Source organism: Mycobacterium sp. E740 (assembly GCF_001672895.1).
In the GTDB taxonomy this organism is placed as follows: domain Bacteria; phylum Actinomycetota; class Actinomycetes; order Mycobacteriales; family Mycobacteriaceae; genus Mycobacterium.
Map to the genome: position 1 here is coordinate 1 of NZ_LZKP01000064.1, position 16,639 is coordinate 16,639.

14 protein-coding genes, 1 tRNA gene and 1 other RNA gene are annotated in these 16,639 nt (G+C 67.9%); 7 read left to right on the plus strand and 9 right to left on the minus strand.

From position 1 onward, the window contains the following. The coding region (locus tag A5663_RS05755) for a class I SAM-dependent methyltransferase (RefSeq protein ID WP_156744369.1) at window positions 1-1,141 on the plus strand (1,141 nt) is incomplete at its 5' end. Window positions 1,142-1,156: 15 nt separating this feature from the next. Here the strand turns inward: A5663_RS05755 and A5663_RS05760 are convergent. Continuing rightward, a complete protein-coding gene (locus tag A5663_RS05760) occupies window positions 1,157-2,962 on the minus strand; it encodes a DNA polymerase III subunits gamma/tau (protein WP_068145160.1) in 1,806 nt (601 codons plus the stop codon). 180 nt (window positions 2,963-3,142) lie between these two features. Here A5663_RS05760 and A5663_RS05765 point away from each other — a divergent pair, with 180 nt between their 5' ends. Then, window positions 3,143-4,012 (plus strand): type IV toxin-antitoxin system AbiEi family antitoxin, encoded by an 870-nt coding sequence (locus A5663_RS05765; protein WP_068145126.1) that lies wholly within the window; start codon window positions 3,143-3,145, stop codon window positions 4,010-4,012. Between the two features lie 66 nt (window positions 4,013-4,078). Here the strand turns inward: A5663_RS05765 and A5663_RS05770 are convergent, their stop codons facing one another. Together A5663_RS05770 and ffs are read right to left on the minus strand one after the other, a co-directional pair. Then, window positions 4,079-5,356, minus strand: a complete 1,278-nt coding sequence (locus tag A5663_RS05770) for an aminotransferase class I/II-fold pyridoxal phosphate-dependent enzyme (protein WP_068145131.1) — start codon at window positions 5,354-5,356, stop codon at window positions 4,079-4,081. A 27-nt stretch (window positions 5,357-5,383) separates the two neighbouring features. Then, window positions 5,384-5,478, minus strand: an RNA gene (ffs, locus tag A5663_RS05775) — signal recognition particle sRNA small type. Between the two features lie 68 nt (window positions 5,479-5,546). Between ffs and A5663_RS05780 the strand changes: the two genes are divergently transcribed. From A5663_RS05780 to A5663_RS05790, 3 genes are all read left to right on the plus strand, one after another. Beyond that, window positions 5,547-5,632 (plus strand) — tRNA-Ser (locus A5663_RS05780). Between the two features lie 69 nt (window positions 5,633-5,701). Beyond that, complete coding sequence (locus tag A5663_RS05785) at window positions 5,702-6,436, plus strand: hypothetical protein (protein WP_068145134.1); 735 nt, start codon at window positions 5,702-5,704, stop codon at window positions 6,434-6,436. A gap of 28 nt (window positions 6,437-6,464) precedes the next feature. After that, complete coding sequence (locus A5663_RS05790; protein WP_068145137.1) at window positions 6,465-7,481, plus strand: S1C family serine protease; 1,017 nt, start codon at window positions 6,465-6,467, stop codon at window positions 7,479-7,481. Here the strand turns inward: A5663_RS05790 and A5663_RS05795 are convergent. Then, the gene (locus A5663_RS05795; protein WP_068145140.1) at window positions 7,478-8,134 is read right to left on the minus strand and encodes a TetR/AcrR family transcriptional regulator C-terminal domain-containing protein; all 657 of its coding nucleotides are present in this window, start codon (window positions 8,132-8,134) and stop codon (window positions 7,478-7,480) included. The two genes, A5663_RS05790 and A5663_RS05795, sit on opposite strands and share 4 nt — an antisense overlap. Before the next feature lie 88 nt (window positions 8,135-8,222). Here A5663_RS05795 and A5663_RS05800 point away from each other — a divergent pair, with 88 nt between their 5' ends. Next, entirely contained in the window at window positions 8,223-9,287 is a 1,065-nt protein-coding gene (locus A5663_RS05800; protein ID WP_068145163.1) for a dihydrodipicolinate reductase, read from the plus strand. Here A5663_RS05800 and A5663_RS05805 read toward each other — a convergent pair. From A5663_RS05805 to A5663_RS05820, 4 genes are all read right to left on the minus strand, one after another. Continuing rightward, the gene (locus A5663_RS05805; RefSeq protein ID WP_068145144.1) at window positions 9,284-10,564 is read right to left on the minus strand and encodes a serine hydrolase domain-containing protein; all 1,281 of its coding nucleotides are present in this window, start codon (window positions 10,562-10,564) and stop codon (window positions 9,284-9,286) included. The two genes, A5663_RS05800 and A5663_RS05805, sit on opposite strands and share 4 nt — an antisense overlap. Before the next feature lie 51 nt (window positions 10,565-10,615). Beyond that, entirely contained in the window at window positions 10,616-11,074 is a 459-nt protein-coding gene (locus A5663_RS05810) for a hypothetical protein (protein ID WP_068145146.1), read from the minus strand. 62 nt (window positions 11,075-11,136) lie between these two features. Continuing rightward, window positions 11,137-11,904: a superoxide dismutase family protein gene (locus A5663_RS05815; protein ID WP_068145151.1), complete on the minus strand. Its 768-nt coding sequence runs from the start codon at window positions 11,902-11,904 to the stop codon at window positions 11,137-11,139. Between the two features lie 41 nt (window positions 11,905-11,945). Then, a complete protein-coding gene (locus A5663_RS05820) occupies window positions 11,946-13,517 on the minus strand; it encodes a hypothetical protein (protein ID WP_068145153.1) in 1,572 nt (523 codons plus the stop codon). 236 nt (window positions 13,518-13,753) lie between these two features. On the opposite strand from A5663_RS05820, the gene A5663_RS05825 reads away from it, so the two are divergent. Then, the gene (locus A5663_RS05825; protein WP_068145157.1) at window positions 13,754-15,784 is read left to right on the plus strand and encodes a serine/threonine-protein kinase; all 2,031 of its coding nucleotides are present in this window, start codon (window positions 13,754-13,756) and stop codon (window positions 15,782-15,784) included. Window positions 15,785-15,839: 55 nt separating this feature from the next. Here A5663_RS05825 and A5663_RS05830 read toward each other — a convergent pair whose 3' ends face one another. Next, window positions 15,840-16,511: a hypothetical protein gene (locus A5663_RS05830; protein ID WP_156744370.1), complete on the minus strand. Its 672-nt coding sequence runs from the start codon at window positions 16,509-16,511 to the stop codon at window positions 15,840-15,842. Between the last annotated feature and the right edge of the window lie 128 nt (window positions 16,512-16,639).

A 16,639-nucleotide genomic window follows, 5' to 3' on the forward strand; every position in this document is an offset into this window, starting at 1 on the left:
TCCGGCGCCACCGGGGCAGCGCCTCCTGCGGTGGCGGCGCGATCGGCTTGAGGTGCTCAAACCCGATGGACCGCACGATGTTCGCCAACACCCGCGCGGGCGGCCGCTTGAAGTCCATCTTGTCGGCGAGCGCCTTGAGCAGCTCGTACGGGTCGCCGGGGTGCACACCGTGCGGTCCATCGGGTTTGAGCACCTCAAGCCGATCGCGCCGCCACCGCAGGAGGCGCTGCCCCGGTGGCGCCGGATCGCAGAAGGGTTGCGGCACAGCAAAACTCGCGACGCCGAGGCCATTCACCACCACTACGACGTGTCCAACACGTTCTACGAGTGGGTACTCGGTCCGTCGATGACCTATACCTGCGCGTGCTATCCGCACCTCGACGCAACGCTGGAGGAGGCGCAGGAGAACAAGTACCGGCTGGTGTTCGACAAGCTGCGCCTCAAGCCCGGCGACCGCCTGCTCGACGTGGGCTGCGGTTGGGGCGGCATGGTGCGCTACGCCGCGCGCCACGGCGTGCGGGCGACCGGCGTGACGCTGTCGAAAGAGCAGGCGTCGTGGGCGCAGCGGGCGATCCTCGACGAGGGTCTCGGCGAGTTGGCGGAGGTTCGGCACGGCGACTACCGCGACGTGCACGAGACTGGGTTCGACGCCGTGTCGTCGATCGGGCTGACCGAGCACATCGGCGTCCACAATTACCCGGCCTACTTCGCGTTCCTGCAGTCGAAGATGCGCACCGGCGCACTGTTGCTCAACCACTGCATCACGCGTCCGGACAACAGAACGCGGTCGGATGCCGGCGGTTTCATCGACCGCTACGTCTTCCCCGACGGGGAACTGACCGGGTCCGGTCGCATCATCACCGAGGCCCAGGACGTCGGCCTGGAGGTGGTGCACGAGGAGAACCTGCGCCACCACTACGCGCTGACGCTGCGCGACTGGTGCCGCAACCTCGTCGAGCATTGGGACGAGGCCGTCGCCGAGGTCGGCCTGGCGACCGCCAAGGTGTGGGGCCTGTACATGGCCGGCTCGCGTCTCGGGTTCGAGACGAATGTCGTTCAGCTGCACCAGGTTCTGGCGGTCAAGTTGGACAGCGACGGCGGTGACGGCGGCCTGCCGCTGCGCCCGTGGTGGACGCCCTAGCCTGGGGCGACGAAGCTACCCGTCGATCCGGCGGGCGCCCAACTCGGTCTGCAGCAGCTCGAGCGCGGCTTCCTCGGGGTCGCGCCGCGGCGCCTCGGAGGTGTCGCTACCGGCCTCTGCCAGCATGTCCTCCTCGTCGTCGTCGCGCTTTGGCGTCACGACCGTGGGCGCGGGTTCGGCCGCGGGCGGCTCCGCGCCGCCTGCCTCGCACCGGATCTTCCAGTTCACCCCGAGGGCGTCCTTCAACGCTTCACGGATGACATCGGCGTTGCGCTGTTCGGTCAACCGCTTCGCCAGCGGGGCGGAATCGTGGCTGAGCACCAGGGTGTCGCCCTCGATCGCGCGGACGATCGCGCCCGACAGCATCACCTCTGTGGTGCGGCTACGCTCACGGACCTTGTCGCGCACGGTGGACCACATGCTGCGCACCGCCGCCGCGTTCGGTTCGCCCGTGACCGCCGGCTGCGGCGGAGCCTCCACCACCGGATCCGACGGCGGACGCACCGGCGGTGGCGACGGCGGGCTGTCGGACGCCGGCTCGGGCTCGGGCTCGGTCCGCGGCGGCGCCTGCTCGGTGGGCGCCTTCGGCTCGGAGGTCCTGCTCTTGCGGGCGTACTGCCGCGGCGGTGCCGCCTGCGACGGGGCGCCCTCTTCCGCTGGAATGGAAATGTCGAGGCGCGTCTCAATGCGCTCAACCCGTTGCAGCAGAGCCGATTCCGTGTCGCTCGCCGACGGCAACAACAGCCGCGCACACACGACTTCCAGCAGCAGCCGCGGCGCCGTCGCGCCCCGCATCTCGCCGAGGCCGGCGTGCACCACCTCGGCGTAGCGGGTCAGCGTCGCGGTGCCGATGCGCGTCGCCTGCTCCCGCATCCGCTCCAGCACGTCCTCCGGCCCGTCGACCACCCCCCGTGCGCCGGCGTCGGGCACCGACTGCAGCACGATGAGGTCGCGGAACCGCTCCAGCAGGTCGGTCGCGAACCGCCTGGGGTCATGCCCGGCGTCGATCACCGCCTCGACAACGCCGAAGAGAGCTGCGGCATCGCCGGCGGCCAGCGCGTCGATCGCGTCGTCGATCAGCGCCACGTCCGTCGCACCGAGGAGCGCCAGCGCACGCGGATACGGGACGTGGTTGCCCTCGGCGCCGGCGAGCAGCTGGTCGAGCACCGACAGCGTGTCTCGTGGCGAGCCGCCGCCGGCGCGGATCACCAGCGGATAGACCGCGTCGTCGACCGTGACGTTCTCCTGCGCGCAGATACCTTCGAGCAGTGTCCGCATGGTGCGCGGCGCCAGCAGCCGGAACGGGTAGTGGTGTGTGCGTGACCGGATAGTGGGCAGCACCTTCTCCGGTTCGGTGGTGGCGAACACGAAGATGAGGTGTTCGGGCGGCTCCTCGACGATCTTCAGCAGCGCATTGAAGCCGGCCGTGGTGACCATGTGCGCTTCGTCGACGATGAAGATGCGGTAGCGCGACTGCGCCGGCGCGTAGAACGCGCGATCGCGCAGTTCCCTGGTGTCGTCCACGCCGCCGTGGCTGGCGGCGTCGAGCTCGACGACGTCGACGCTGCCCGGGCCGTTCGGCGCGAGCGCGACACAGGAATCGCACACCCCACACGGCGTCGCGGTCGGGCCCTGCTCGCAGTTCAGCGAACGCGCCAGGATGCGCGCCGACGAGGTCTTGCCACACCCTCGCGGACCGGAGAACAGGTACGCGTGATTGATCCGGCCGGACGTCAGCGCCGTCGACAGTGGCTCGGTGACATGTTCCTGGCCGACGACTTCGGCGAACGTCGCCGGCCGGTACTTGCGGTAGAGCGCCACGCTCAGCAGGCTACCGAGCCGCTCGGACACGGCGACGGCCCACCACTATGTCGCTGGATTGTGCATCGGGCGACAGTTTCGGGCGGTTTGCGTCGTCAGATTCACAAACGGCGGGACGGTCCTGTGGATGACTCGCGGCGGCAGCGCTGAGACGTCGGTACTCGGGTGCACCGTACGGGCATGTCCGAGTTGCCATGGCCGTTCGTCGGCACCGAAGCCTTGTCGAGCGGTGCAATATCCGAACGCGCGATGCGCCGTTTGTACGAACCTATGTATCCGGGTATCTACGTCGCACGCGACTCGGCCATGTCGGCGCGCGACCGTGCGCGGGCCGCATGGATGTGGTCGAAGCGGCGCGGAATCGTCGCGGGGCTCTCGGCGGCGGCGATGCACGGCGCCAAGTACATCGACCCGTCGGAACCCGCAGAACTGATTCATGACAACCGCAGGGCGCCAACGAAGCTGGTCGTCCGGACCGAACGCGTGCTGCCGAGCGAACTCGTGGCAATACGCGGGATTCCTGTGACGACGCCAGCCCGCACGGCGTTCGACCTCGGTCGCCATGTCGAGTCGCGGACTGTCGCGGTGCAACGCCTCGACGCACTGGCCAACGCCACCGGTCTGAAGCACGTCGACGTGGAGGCGGTGATCGCCGAGCACGCAGGCGCGCGGGGCTTACCGCGGCTTCGGAGCGTACTTCCGCTGATGGACAGCGGCGCCGAATCCCCGCAAGAGACGCTCGCACGACTGGCGTTGATCGACGCGGGCCTTCCGGCGCCGCGGACGCAAGTCCGGATATTTGACGAGTACGGGCAGTTCGTCGCACGCGTCGACATGGCCTATGAGGAATTCAAGGTCGGCATCGAATACGACGGCCCGCAACACTGGACCGACCCCAGCGTGCGACAGCGCGACCTCGACAAGCAGTTCGTCCTGCCGCAGCTCGGCTGGTTCATCATCCGGGTAAGCAGAGACCTGCTGCGCTATCGGCGCGCTACCTATGTCGTACGGGTCGAGGGCGCGCTGCGCTCGCGCGGCTATGGATTGTGAATCTCACGACGCTTTTCGGCGAATTTCGTCGTCAGACTCACAAACCGCGGGGCGATGGCCCGGTCGTCAACTGTCGAGCAGCGACTCGGTGGCAGCCAGTAATGCGCAGGTGGCCAGACCATCGATCGCCGCCCGCAGCTCCGGCTCGGCCGGGAACGTCGGGGCGATCCGAATGTTCTTGTCCTCCGGATCTTTTCGATACGGGAACGTCGCTCCGGCTTCGGTCACCGCGATGCCGGCGTCCTTCGCGAGCGCGACTGTGCGCTTGGCCGTTCCGGGCAGCACGTCAAGGCTGATGAAGTAGCCGCCCTTGGGTTCGGTCCACGACGCGATCTTGGACTCGCCGAGCCGCGCCTCCAGGATCTCTAGCACCGCAGCGAACTTCGGCGCGAGCAACTGCTGGTGGCGCTGCATCTGCAGGCGCACCCCGTCGGCGTCGCCGAAGAACCGCAGGTGCCGCAGCTGGTTCACCTTGTCGGGGCCGATCGACTTCTTCCCCGCATGCTGCAGGTACCAGGCGATGTTTCCCAGCGATCCGCCGAGGAAGCTCACCCCTGCCCCGGCGAACGTGATCTTCGACGTCGACGCGAACACCAGCGGCCGGTTCGCATTGCCCGCCGCTTCGGCCAGCCCGAGCACATCGACCTGCCGGACGAAGTCGTGAGTCAGGGTGTGGACCGCATACGCGTTGTCCCACATGATGCGGAAATCCGTTGCGGCAGTGCGCATCTGGACGAGTCGGCGGACCGTCTCCCAGGAATAGGTGACGCCGGTCGGGTTGGAGTACACCGGCACGCACCAAATGCCCTTGATGGCCGGATCAGCGGCGACGAGTTCCTCGATCAGGTCGACGTCGGGGCCGTCCTCGCGCATCGGCACGGTGATCATCTCGATGCCGAGGCTCTCGTTGATCGCGAAGTGCCGGTCGTAACCGGGAGCCGGACACAGGAACTTCAGCGCCGGCTCCTGAATCCACGGCCGCGACGAGTCCGCGGTGCCGTGCAGCATCGAGAACACCACCACGTCGTGCATCAGCTCCAGGCTGGCGTTGTTGCCCGCGATCAGGTTCTGCACCGGGATGCCCAGCAGCTCCCCGAAGATCGCGCGCAGCTCCGGCAGCCCGTGCACACCGCCGTAGTTGCGGGTGTCGGTGCCGTCGCCGTCACGGAAGTCGTCCTTGCCGGGCAGGTCCAGCAGCCCGTTGGACAGGTCGAGCTGCGCGGCTCCCGGCTTACCGCGGGTCAGGTCGAGTTTGAGTCCCCTGGCCTGCAACTCCGCGTAATTGCGCTTCTGCTGCTCATGCTGTGCGGAGAGTTCATCTCGGCCGAGCGACAGAAAAGACACGGGGCGCCTTTCGAAAGGAGCGGAAAAGTGAGGGGACCCCGCGCACCCGCCAGAGCCCATTGACCCTTGCTGCCTTCCGGCCCTGGGGGAGTTCACAGGATGGACGCCGCGCGGGGTCCACGGCGAGTCTAATACCAGAGCGGCCCGCATCTGGACGGGCTCATCAGTGAGGTCGGCTACCATGGCCCGCGGAGGATTCGCCTAGTGGCCTATGGCGCTCGCCTGGAACGCGGGTTGGGTTAATAGCCCTCGCGGGTTCAAATCCCGCATCCTCCGCACTCGGCCCGGGGTGCGTCGCACGGCTCGCCCGGTCGCACCCCGGCCACACAAGTGCCTAGGAGGAGTATGAGCCGCACCGTCGCGGTGATTTGGCACGCGTCGTTCAGCGTCATAGCTGGTGTTCTGTACTTCTTTTTCGTGCTGCCCCGCTGGTACGAGCTGTCCGGGGACATCCCGCACACGCTCGGAACCGCGATGCGCATCGTCACCGGCGCGCTGATCGGACTGGCGGCGCTGCCGGTGGTCTTCACGCTGCTGCGCACCCGGAGACCGGAGTTCGGCACACCGCAGCTGGCGCTGAGATTGCGTACCTGGTCCATCGTTCTGCACGTGTTGGCCGGGGTGCTGATCATCGGCGCTGCGATCAGCGAGATCTGGCTTTCGCTCGACGACGCGGGACGCTGGCTGTTCGGCGTCTATGGCGCCGCAGCGGCGATCGCTGTGCTCGGTGTCGGCGCGTTCTATCTGGCCTCGGTGGCCGAGCTGCCGCCACCGCCGCCGAAACCGCTGAAGGTCAAGGCACCCAAGAAGCGCCGCCGCGGACGTAAAGGCGCCGAAGAGGCTGAAGACGTCGAAGCGGTCTACTCGAGCGACGAGTCAACCGAGGAGACCGCGGAGACCGACGAGCCCGAGGAACCGAAGGCGACGGAGGCGGCGGAGGCGGCCACCGAGGAGCCTCAGGCCACCACCGAAGAGCCTGAAGAAGCCGATCAAACCGACGCCAAGCTGCGCAATCGCAGACCCGAGCCCGCACGCCGACGGCGCAGGCGCCTACGCGGCGGCGTAGCGCTCGAGGATTAGCAATTCGCGCATCGGGCACTATGGGGGCATGGGCAAATTCCCCGCATGGCGTCCGTTCGCGACGCTGCTGATTGCACTGGGCGCAGTGTTGGCGCTGGCCACACCGGTTTTTCCGGCCACCGCAGCCCCGGTCGATCCGATCGCCGCGGCGGTTCCGGTGGAGCCGGCCGTCGTCCGCATCGACACCGAGATCAACTACCAGCACGCGATCGGCAACGGCACCGGTTTCGTGCTCGATCCGGCCGGTCAGGTGCTGACGAACTTCCACGTCGTGTCGGGCGCCGACCGGATCACCGCGAGCGTCGGTGGCCGGTCCTACCCGGCCGAGCTGGTCGGCTACAACCGCAAGCGTGACATCGCGGTGCTGCAACTGATCGGCGCGAACGGTCTGCCCGCTGCGCCGATCGGCGATTCCGCGCGGCTGGTTCCGGGCGAACCCGTGGTCGCGCTCGGCAACGCCAACGGATCGAACGGGCCGTTGACCCGCGAAGTCGGCTCGGTCACCGCGTTCGGCCGCACCGTCAACGCCGAAGATTCGTTGACCGGCAGCAAGGACGAACTGGCCGGGCTCTTCGAGTTCGCCGCGCCGGTGGTCGCGGGCGATTCTGGCGGACCAGTGATCAACGGCGCCGGCCAAGTCGTCGGGATCACCACCGCAGCATCGGTGAACTATCGCTTCGGTCCTGGCGGCGAGGGCTTCGCGATCCCGATCAACGACGCCATTCCCATCGCGAACCAGATTCGGTCCCGCGCCGCCTCGGCCGACGTCCACATCGGGCCGCCCGTGCTGCTCGGCGTCGGTGTCCGCTCGGCGCAACGCGGCCCGGGCGTGCAGATCGCCGAGGTCCTCCGCGGTGGGCCGGCCGAGCAGGCAGGACTTCTCGACGGGGACGTTCTGACCGTGTTGGACGGCACACCGTTGGATTCGGCGACCACCCTGACCTACGTGCTGGACCGTCACTACCCCGGCGACGTGATCGATCTGACCTGGATCGACCGCGGCGGGCAGGAACGGACCGGCAAGGCCGCGTTGAGGCCGGCCTAATCGGCCAGCAGACGGTCCATACCGGCGATCAGCAGCTCCATCTCGAAGTCGAACTGACGCGCGGCGTCGTGTCGCTGAGATTCGGCGGATGCCAGCACCGCGCGCAGCGCCGGGTAGGTGTCCTCTGGCTCGCGGGTCAACGCCTCGGAGGTCTGGGCGCGATGCGGATGCACACCGGAGGCGGTCTGCGCGCCGGTGCTGTGCGCGGCCGACTGCGCGATGTTCGACGCTGCCGTCAGCCCGTAGCGCGCCCAGTCGGGTGTGAAGCCCGCCGCGAGCAACGCGTCGAGCACCCGGTCGGCCAGGGCCAAGGCCGTTTCCGCGCCGATACCGCGCAACCGTGTGAAATCGGTCGCGCCGCCCACCTGGACCAGACCGTCACGGAACGCGACCGCGTATGCCCGTAACACCGCGCCCCAGTCGTCGCCGGCCGGCAGCTCAACGCCGGCCAGCTCCGTTTCGAAGAGGTCGGAGACCACCAGCGTCAGCAGCCCTTCGCGGTCGCCGACGTAGTAGTGCAGGGCCTTGCGGCTGACCCCCAGGGCATCGGCGACCGCCTGCATCGTCAGGTTGGCGCGCGCCACGCCGCGGGCCGCCGCGACGATGTGGTCGCGGCTGATCCGGGGCGGACGCCCCCGGGTGCGGCCGCTCATCGCGTACAGGTTAGTGGGCGCGCCGGTTATTTTTCGCCGGTCGGCAAAAACGGTCTCGCGGCACGCCGCGTTCTCCTATGCTGTGCGCGTGCCAAACACTCCTTACCGCGTCGTCCAATGGACCACCGGCAACGTCGGCAAGAGTTCGGTCGAGGCGATCGCCAAGAACCCGAACTATGAACTCGTCGGCCTCTACGCGTGGTCGCAGGACAAGGTGGGCCGAGACGCCGGTGAACTCGCCGGCATGGCGCCGCTCGGCGTGCAGGCCACCAACGACGTCGACGCGCTGCTGGCGCTCAAGCCCGACGTGGTGGTCTACAACCCGATGTGGATCGACGTCGACGAACTGGTCCGGATCCTCGAGGCCGGAGTCAACGTCGTGGCGTCCGCCTCGTTCATCACCGGCCACAATCTCGGCGATGGTCGGGACAAGCTCCAAAAGGCATGCGAGCGTGGCGGTTCGACGCTGTTCGGTTCCGGGGTCAGCCCGGGCTTCGCGGAACTGCTCGCGATCGTCGCCTCGACGGCCTGCGATCGGGTGGACAAGGTCACCATCGCCGAGTCCGCCGACACGACGCTCTACGACTCCCCCGACACCGAACGACCCGTCGGCTTCGGCACCGCGATCGACGATCCGAACCTTGCGCCGATGGCTGCCCAGGGCACCGCGGTGTTCGCCGAAGCCGTCCGCCTGGTCGCCGATTCGATCGGTGTCGAACTCGACGAGATCAAGTGCGTTTCCGAATATGCCCAGACCACAGAGGATCTCGCGATGGCTTCGTGGACGATCCCGGCGGGGCACGTTGCCGGCGTGTTCGCCAGCTGGCAGGGTATCGCCGGCGGTAAGACTGTCGTCGACATCAACGTGCGGTGGAAGAAGGGTCAGCACCTCGAGCCGGATTGGCAGCTCGACGGCGACGGTTGGAAGATCACCATCGACGGTCGGCCGACGGTCAACATGCAGGTCGGTTTCCTCCCGCCGCAGGACATGATCGAGAACGCGAAGTCGATCGAGGACTTCTTCGTGCTCGGGCACATCATGACCGCGATGCCGCCGATCCATGCGATACCGGCGGTCGTGGCGGCGGCCCCGGGCATCGCCACCTACAACGACCTGCCGCTTCCCCAGGCACGCGGCGTCGGGCCTCGCTAGCGCCGCCCTGCGGGCCGCTTCGGTGCGGCCGGTTCCCGGTAGCGCGCACCGTATTTCGGCACGACGAGCGGACCGGCGTGGCGCGCCGCGGTGGTCGCGGTTCGCAGCGGGCGGGCCAACGCGGCGAACGACCCCATGTCGAGCACCATCGGGGTCAACAGCCGGTTGTGCACGAACCCGAACGCACTGCCCGTCCCGGGATCCGCCCAGCCGAGCGTGCCGCCGAGCCCGATGTGGCCGAACCCCTTGAGCAGACCGGGAATCGGCGATTCGTGATAGCCGAGGTGAAACGGCATCGGCACGCCGACGTTGAGGTCGGGCCACGGCCGCGGACGGCCGACGAGACCGCGGGCGAGGTCCTCGGAGAGGAACTGGGTTCCGTCGATGCGTCCGTCGTTGGCGATCGCCGCGTACATCTTGGCCAGCCCGCGGGCGGTCACGACGCCGTTCGCCGCGGGCACTTCGCCGTCGAGAAACGGGATGTCGCCCTGCACAAGCGATTTGATCCCGGGGAAGAACATCGCGCCGAACGCGCCCGACAGCGGCATACCGGCCACCTTGGGCGCGACGAAGTTGAACACCGGATTGCCGCGGGTGCTCTGCGGCGCAAGGATCTGCGCCACCTTGGTCGGTGAATCGGCCGGCGGCCGGCCCAGGTGCAGGCCGTCGGTGTCGAGCGGGCGGGCCACTTCTTCGCGGATCAGCTCACGCATGCCCAGTCCCGTCACCGACCGCGCCAGCCCGGACAGCAGCCAGCCGTAGGTCAGCGCGTGGTAGGCCGGCCAGCCGCGCAGGTGGTCGACGGGCGCGGCGGCCAGCTTGGCCTCCATGGCGGTGTGGTCGAGCAACTCCTCCTTCGTGACGCCGTGGAGATGGGAGAGCCCGGAGCGGTGCCGCAGCACATCGCGCACGGTGATCTTGTCTTTGTTCTTCGCGCCGAACTCGGGCCAGTACGCGGCCACCGGCTCGTCGTAGGACAGCAGACCACGGTCGACCAGGCGGTGGATCACCGCCGCGGCCACCCCCTTCGTTGCGGAGAACACCATCGCCCCGGTATCGGCGGTCCACAGCTGCTGGCCCGCGCGGTCTGACCACCCGGTCCACACATCGACAACGGGTCGGCCGTCGACGTAGATGGCAAGAGCGCCGCCACCGAACCGCCTGCCGGGAAACAGTCCGGCGAACACGCGCAGCACGGTGCCGAAGCGAGGGTCGGCGGCCCCCTGGACGCCGCGGGGCAAGCCTTCTCCGGCGCGGAGCAGCGAAGACTTCGTCATAGGAGCCACAATGCGGCCATCGCCCTTGGTCGGGGTGCCGAATGGCGGAATTCAGCCGGCCACCCGCAGCACATTCGCCTTCAGTTGCGCTGCGGGCGGTCCTTCCAGCACGACGTCCTTGAGTATCTTCGCCTGCTCCTCGTGCACGGTGAATTCACCCTGCTGCGGCGCACTGCCGCCGACCACCTCGTAGAAGACCGTGAACGGAGTCTGCGGCAGCGGATGCAGCCCAACGTATTTTGGCTCGATCGTGTATCGGTAAGTGCAGGAGGATGCGTCGGGCAAGCACTGCCGGTCGGTGATGACCACGTTGACCCTGAACTCCACCGGGGTGGGAACTTTCGGTGGCGGTGGTGCGAGCGATGTGCGTGGGGCAGCCGCCCTCGGCACCTGCTCGGGCGTGGCGGCGCTGCCGAGGATCATCACCGCCGCCACGCCGACGCCGCTGGCGAGCAGGGCCAGCAGCGCCAGCCCCGCAGCCCATCTGCGAACCGCATTCGTGACGCGCATGTGTCAAGCAAACCCGGCGGGCCGCCGGACGCGCGGCGTTTCGACGGCACCGGGCCGCCGCGTCAGCCGCCGGGCGGCGGGGGAGGCGTCGTCACTGTGGTCGTAGGCGACCCGGTAACGGTCACTGTGCTGGTCTCGGTGCTTGCCGTGGTGGTGGCCGAAGTAGATGAGGTGGTCGTCGTCGTCTCGGTGGGAGTCGCCGGCGGCACCGGTGCCACCGCAGTCGTCGTGACTGTGGACGTGGACGTGGACGTCGACGTCGATGTCGAGGTGCTCGTCGCGCTCGCGGGGCTGAGCACTCCACACGCGATGCGCGGCGAATCGGCTTCGGTCCCCATGGAGGCGCCCTCATGCAGCACGATCGACGAGCCTTGCGGGGTCTTGAGCTGTTCCTCGGTGAAGCCGTCACTGGTGGCCACGAGCTTGCCGGCTCCGTTCGAGCGCACCAGCAGCGGAGGGAGATCGCCGCTGGCGGGCTGACCGGTGTGCCCGGGGGCCTGCAGGTGCTCGCCCGCAGATGCGAAACCGGAGTTGGCGTCACACGTGCCGACGGCGTGGATGTGCATGCTGTGGAAACCCGGCGACAAGATGCCGTCCTCCACCGTTTGGACGGTCACCGTGGCGTAGCCGCTGGAGAAATCGATGGTGGCGTCGGCGACGTGCTTGCCGTCGGTGGTGTTGAGCTGGGCGGTCAGCGTTTTAGCCGAGGCCGCCCCGCTCGTCGTGGTGGGAGTGGTGGTCGTGCTCGACGATCCGTCGGACGCCTGGTTCGAACAGCCGGCCATCGTGGCGGCCAACACGGCAAAGGCAACACTGGCTTGCTTGATCATGAACGCGGCGTACCCCCGTGACCCGCGACACAAACCGCTCTTCAGTGCCTGATACGACGACGCCTGCCCAGGAAGATCGTCAGGAAGATCGCGCCGACGCCCACCGCCGCCACGACAGCGGCCGCGATGATGAGGGTCAGGTCTTTACCGCTGAGGCCGGTCGGTGCGGAGTCACTGAGCAATTGCAGGTCGTAGTCGCCGGGCAGTGGTCCCTCGGCGGGCGCCTCCATACCGGGGAAGCTCTGGGTCTCGTGGACCTCGAACTGCGGTAACCCGCTCTCGTTCTGCTTCCATTCACCCCACGCGGGGGTCACGCCGTCCAGCAGCACTTTGCGCGCACCGCCGGCGGCCGGGTCGGGGCCGACGTCGACGAGCTTTCGCACCACGATCGGCTGGTACGTGGCATCGGTGTACTTGACTTGCACGGGTACGTCGGCGAGCGTCCGCACGGGTGGAGGCGGCGGCGGAGGCGGCAGCCCCGGTCCCGGGTAGTAACCGCCGCCGAAGAAGTTGCCGACCGCGACACCGACGGGGTTTCCGAGCGGATTGAGCCGCAGCGCCGTGAAGTTGTACGAGCCAAGATCGCGAACTTCGGTGACGATTCGCCCCAGCGGCGGGATGAGCAGGATCCGAGGTACTCCGGCGACGTCGTAGATCACACGCAGCGGCTCGGGATACGGGTTGAAGATCAGCGGCCTGAAGTACCGGTCGTACTGCACCCAGTCCGGTTGCCACTGCAATACCTTGTCGTTGGCGGCCGGGGCCGCCTGGCCGCTGTCGCCCGGCTTGGCGTCGGGATTCGCCAGCGGAAGCACCAAACTCCTCAGACGGTCGATCTCGGCCGGCGGTGCCGGTGGCGGATTCTGCTGGACAGGGGGGGCCTGCTGCGCCGCTTCGATGTCCTGGGGAGCGGCCTGTAACCGCTGCGGCTCAGGGGTTTTCGTCACACCGGCAGCAAGCTGCGCGCTCTCCGATTGCGTCACCACCGACGAAACGGTCGATCCGCCAACGGGAGTCGTCACCTCCCGACTCGACTGCTCGGTGGGTGAGGTCCCGGTGGTCTGTGGAGTCGCCGTCGTGGTAGAGGGTTTCGGGGTCGCCTGCTCGCTGGTGGATGTGGCGGTGTTCGTCGTAGACGCCACCGCCGACGACGGCATCGTGAGGGCCGCCGAACCTGTCGTCGTCGGGGCCGTGGTGGATTGGGTCGTCGCCTGCGTCGTCGGAGTGGGTTGCGGCGCGGTCTGGGTCGTGGTCGCCGGTTGCGGCTCGGCGCTGACCTGTGGCGCCAACGTCGTCGTGACGACCGGCGCCTGCGTTTGTTCGGTGGTGACCGGCGCCTCGGGAGTCGGGATCTGCGCCGGCGCCTCGGGAGTCGGGACCTGCACCGGCGCCGCGGCAGTCGGGACCTGCACCGGCGCCTCGTAGGCCGGCGACTCCGCGGGCGCCTCCTGCGCAGGGGCGTAAGCGGTTTCGCTCGGATAGGTGGTGTCGTCCACCGGTTGAGCGGAAGCCGACTGGCCCGCGGAACTCATCAGGATCAGCGAGACCGCTGCTACCGAAGCCAGTGCGGCCGCTAGGCGCCGCGCTCGCCGGATGTCAACTGCGACAGGCATTGACAGGCGACCCTTGGCTGTGGGTGACGAGTTCATCGGTTGTCCCCTTTGACCTGGCCGACCCCCGCTGACCAGACCGTCGGATTGTCTCAGCCAGAGGTCGTGAACATCTGAGAATCTGCAAAAGAACCTCCTGCGGAGCTGCGCTCGAGCCGAGAAGCCATTCCAACCGTGCACGAGCGGCTTATGGTGATAGTTGTGCACCTGCTGGTTTGCCGCAGTACGCGGGAGGCGTAGTGGACGGAGCGCCTTTCGGGCGGTACCGGTTGGTCGAGCTGTTGGGCCGCGGCGGCATGGGCGAGGTGTGGAAGGCGTACGACACGGCCACCCAACGTGTGGTCGCGGTCAAGGTGTTGCCGGCCCAACTGGCCGCCGACCCCGTCTTCGAGGAGCGATTCCGGCACGAAGCATTCGCCGCGGCGGGGCTGACCAATCCGCACGTCGTCCCGATCCACAACTTCGGCGAGATAGAAGGTCGGCTGTATGTGGACATGCGACTGATCGAGGGCCGGGACCTCGAACACGTGCTGGCCGACGGCCCGATGGCACCCGCACGAGCGGTGAAGATCATCGAGCAGATCGCGTCGGCGCTGCATGCCGCGCATCGGATCGGGCTGGTGCATCGAGACGTCAAACCGTCGAATATCCTTGTCGCCGAAGATGATTTCTCGTATCTGATCGACTTCGGGATCGCGCGCGCCGCCGGAGAGACCAAATTGACCGCCACCGGCAACGTGGTCGGCACGTGGCCGTACATGGCGCCCGAGCGCTTCACCGCCGGCCAGAGCGACAGCCGTGCGGACATCTATGCGCTGACGTGTGTGCTGTACGAATGCCTGACCTCGGCGCGCCCGTTCCCCGGCGACAGTGTCGAGCAGCAGATCGCCAGTCACCTCACCACCCCACCGCCACGGCCGTCGATCAAGCGGCCGGATGTGACGTCGGAATTGGATGCGGTGATCGCGGCGGGCATGGCCAAGGATCCCGACGATCGGTATGGCACGACGGTTGAACTCGCCCGAGCAGCGAGCAGGGCTGTCGCCAACGCGGCCGACACCACCCTGCCGGTACGACCTCATCCACTGCCGACGGCCGCGGGTCCGGCGCCCTCGGCCCCCACCGATCAGGTCGGGCAGGCGTGGGCGCCGACACAAGCTCGCGCGGCCGAACAGGAGAACGAGCAGAGGGCATGGGCAGCCACTCAGGCCGCGCCTCCACTGGATGCCGAGCAGGCCTTCGCACCGACACAGGCGCGCCCGGCCGAACAGATCGAGCAGGATGAAACCCAGCGCGAGCCCGACGAGGACGGGTCATGGCCGTGGTGGCGACGGGCATCGATAGTGGTGCCGCTCGCCATCGTGCTGATCATCGCTGCGGCGGCCACGATTCTCGCCGTGCTCGCCGGCGGCGGCGACGGCAACGGCAACGAAAAGCGGCCCGTCGCCCGCCCCCCGGATGCGCCGCTCGACGGGACGTTCGCCGTCGAATTCGGCCCACCGACGAAACCGAATGGCGAGCCGTATTCAAATATCCAGGGCGGCAACGAAACCTGGGTGATCAAATCGGCCTGCCCTGCCCAGCAATGCGTCGCGGCGGCGACGAAAGTCGGCGGCTCTCACACCACCACCTCGACGCTGGTGCTCGACGAGATCGACGGACGATGGGAAGCCGTCAGCGCGAAGCAGACCACCTGCCAGGGTGAGCCGGTCGAGCTATGGGAGGCGTTCACCCTGCAGCCACAGCCCGACGGAACGCTCAAAGGGCAACTCGTCGTCCGGTCGACAAACGGCACTTGCGCGAGCAACCAGCCCGTGAAATTCACCCGCACCGGTGACCCGCAGCCGGGCGCGGCGCTCGCCGACCCGGCGGCCCAGCCGCCACGGGTGGTATCGCCCGCCGAGGCGTTGCACGGCCGCTACCAGGAGACCGACACCTACGTCGACGGAAACCGAAGTGCCGAAGCAAGTTTCGACATCCAGACCTACTGCCTGCGCACCGGACAGCGCTGCCTGAGCTACTGGCTGAACCCGAACGACGCCAAGATATTGGCATTCGAGCAGAACCAGTTCGTGCTGACCAACACCTCGGCGGACTCGCAGTGCAAGAACGGTGGAACCGCACACCGCGAAATCAGCCTGCAGTATCCGTTGCCGCAGCCGCCGCAGGATCCGATCACGCTACTCACCGGACGCGGCCACTACACGGTCACCGGCGGTTGCCCGTTCAACAGTGACTTCGACTCGCGGGTGCAGCGCACCGGCGACTAGCGCAGGGCTACACCGGATGCCGAACAGGTCATCAAGGGCGCGCGATCGCTGAGGTTCATACGCGTTGCTGAATCGACAGGACTGCCACCCGAGTGGTGCCGTCGGGATAGGTGCTTGTGATGTTCACGGCGCGAGTTCGGTCCGCACTTATCAAGCTGTACTGAGCGTCCCGAGGATCCTGCGTGAAGGGCACGATGCCGACCTGGGCGCCGGTGGTGGGGTCGATCTGAATCACCCAGGTGCTATAGTTGCCCGTGGCCGGCTCATAGCTCCTCACCGTGACCAAGGCTCTGCTGCCGTCGGCGTTCAACCGGGGGGAGTCGACCTGTTCGCCGTCGAGGATGAGGGTGGTGCCCACTTGGGCCCCGCGGTTGGTGTCGATCACCGCTACCCGGGTGGTGTGCATCCCGGTCTCTACCGCGTAACTGCGTGTGGTGATCAGCACGCGCCGGCCGTCGGCGGTCAACCGTAGTGATTTGGATAGCTCGCCGGTGACGTTGACCGCGGCACCGATCTGGGTGCCGGAAACTGTGTCAACCACCGCGAGCCGGCTGACGAGGTCGGTGATGGCCGGATCGTAGATGCCAGTCGTTATCAGCGCCCGGCTGGCGTCGGCATTCAACAGTAGAGCCGAACTGGCTGATCCCCCGGTGCCGGCCACTACGAGTGGCGAAGTGAGGGTACCGGTGGAGCCGATCTGGGCGCCGTTGGCGATGTCGATCAGCACCGTCCGAGTGGTTACGTTGGCGCTGTCGACTTGGTAGGCGGTGAACAAGGCACGGCGCCCGTCAGCGCTCACCTGAACACCGCCAGATCCGGGCAGGATGAGCGTGGTGCCGGTCTGAGCGCCGGTGG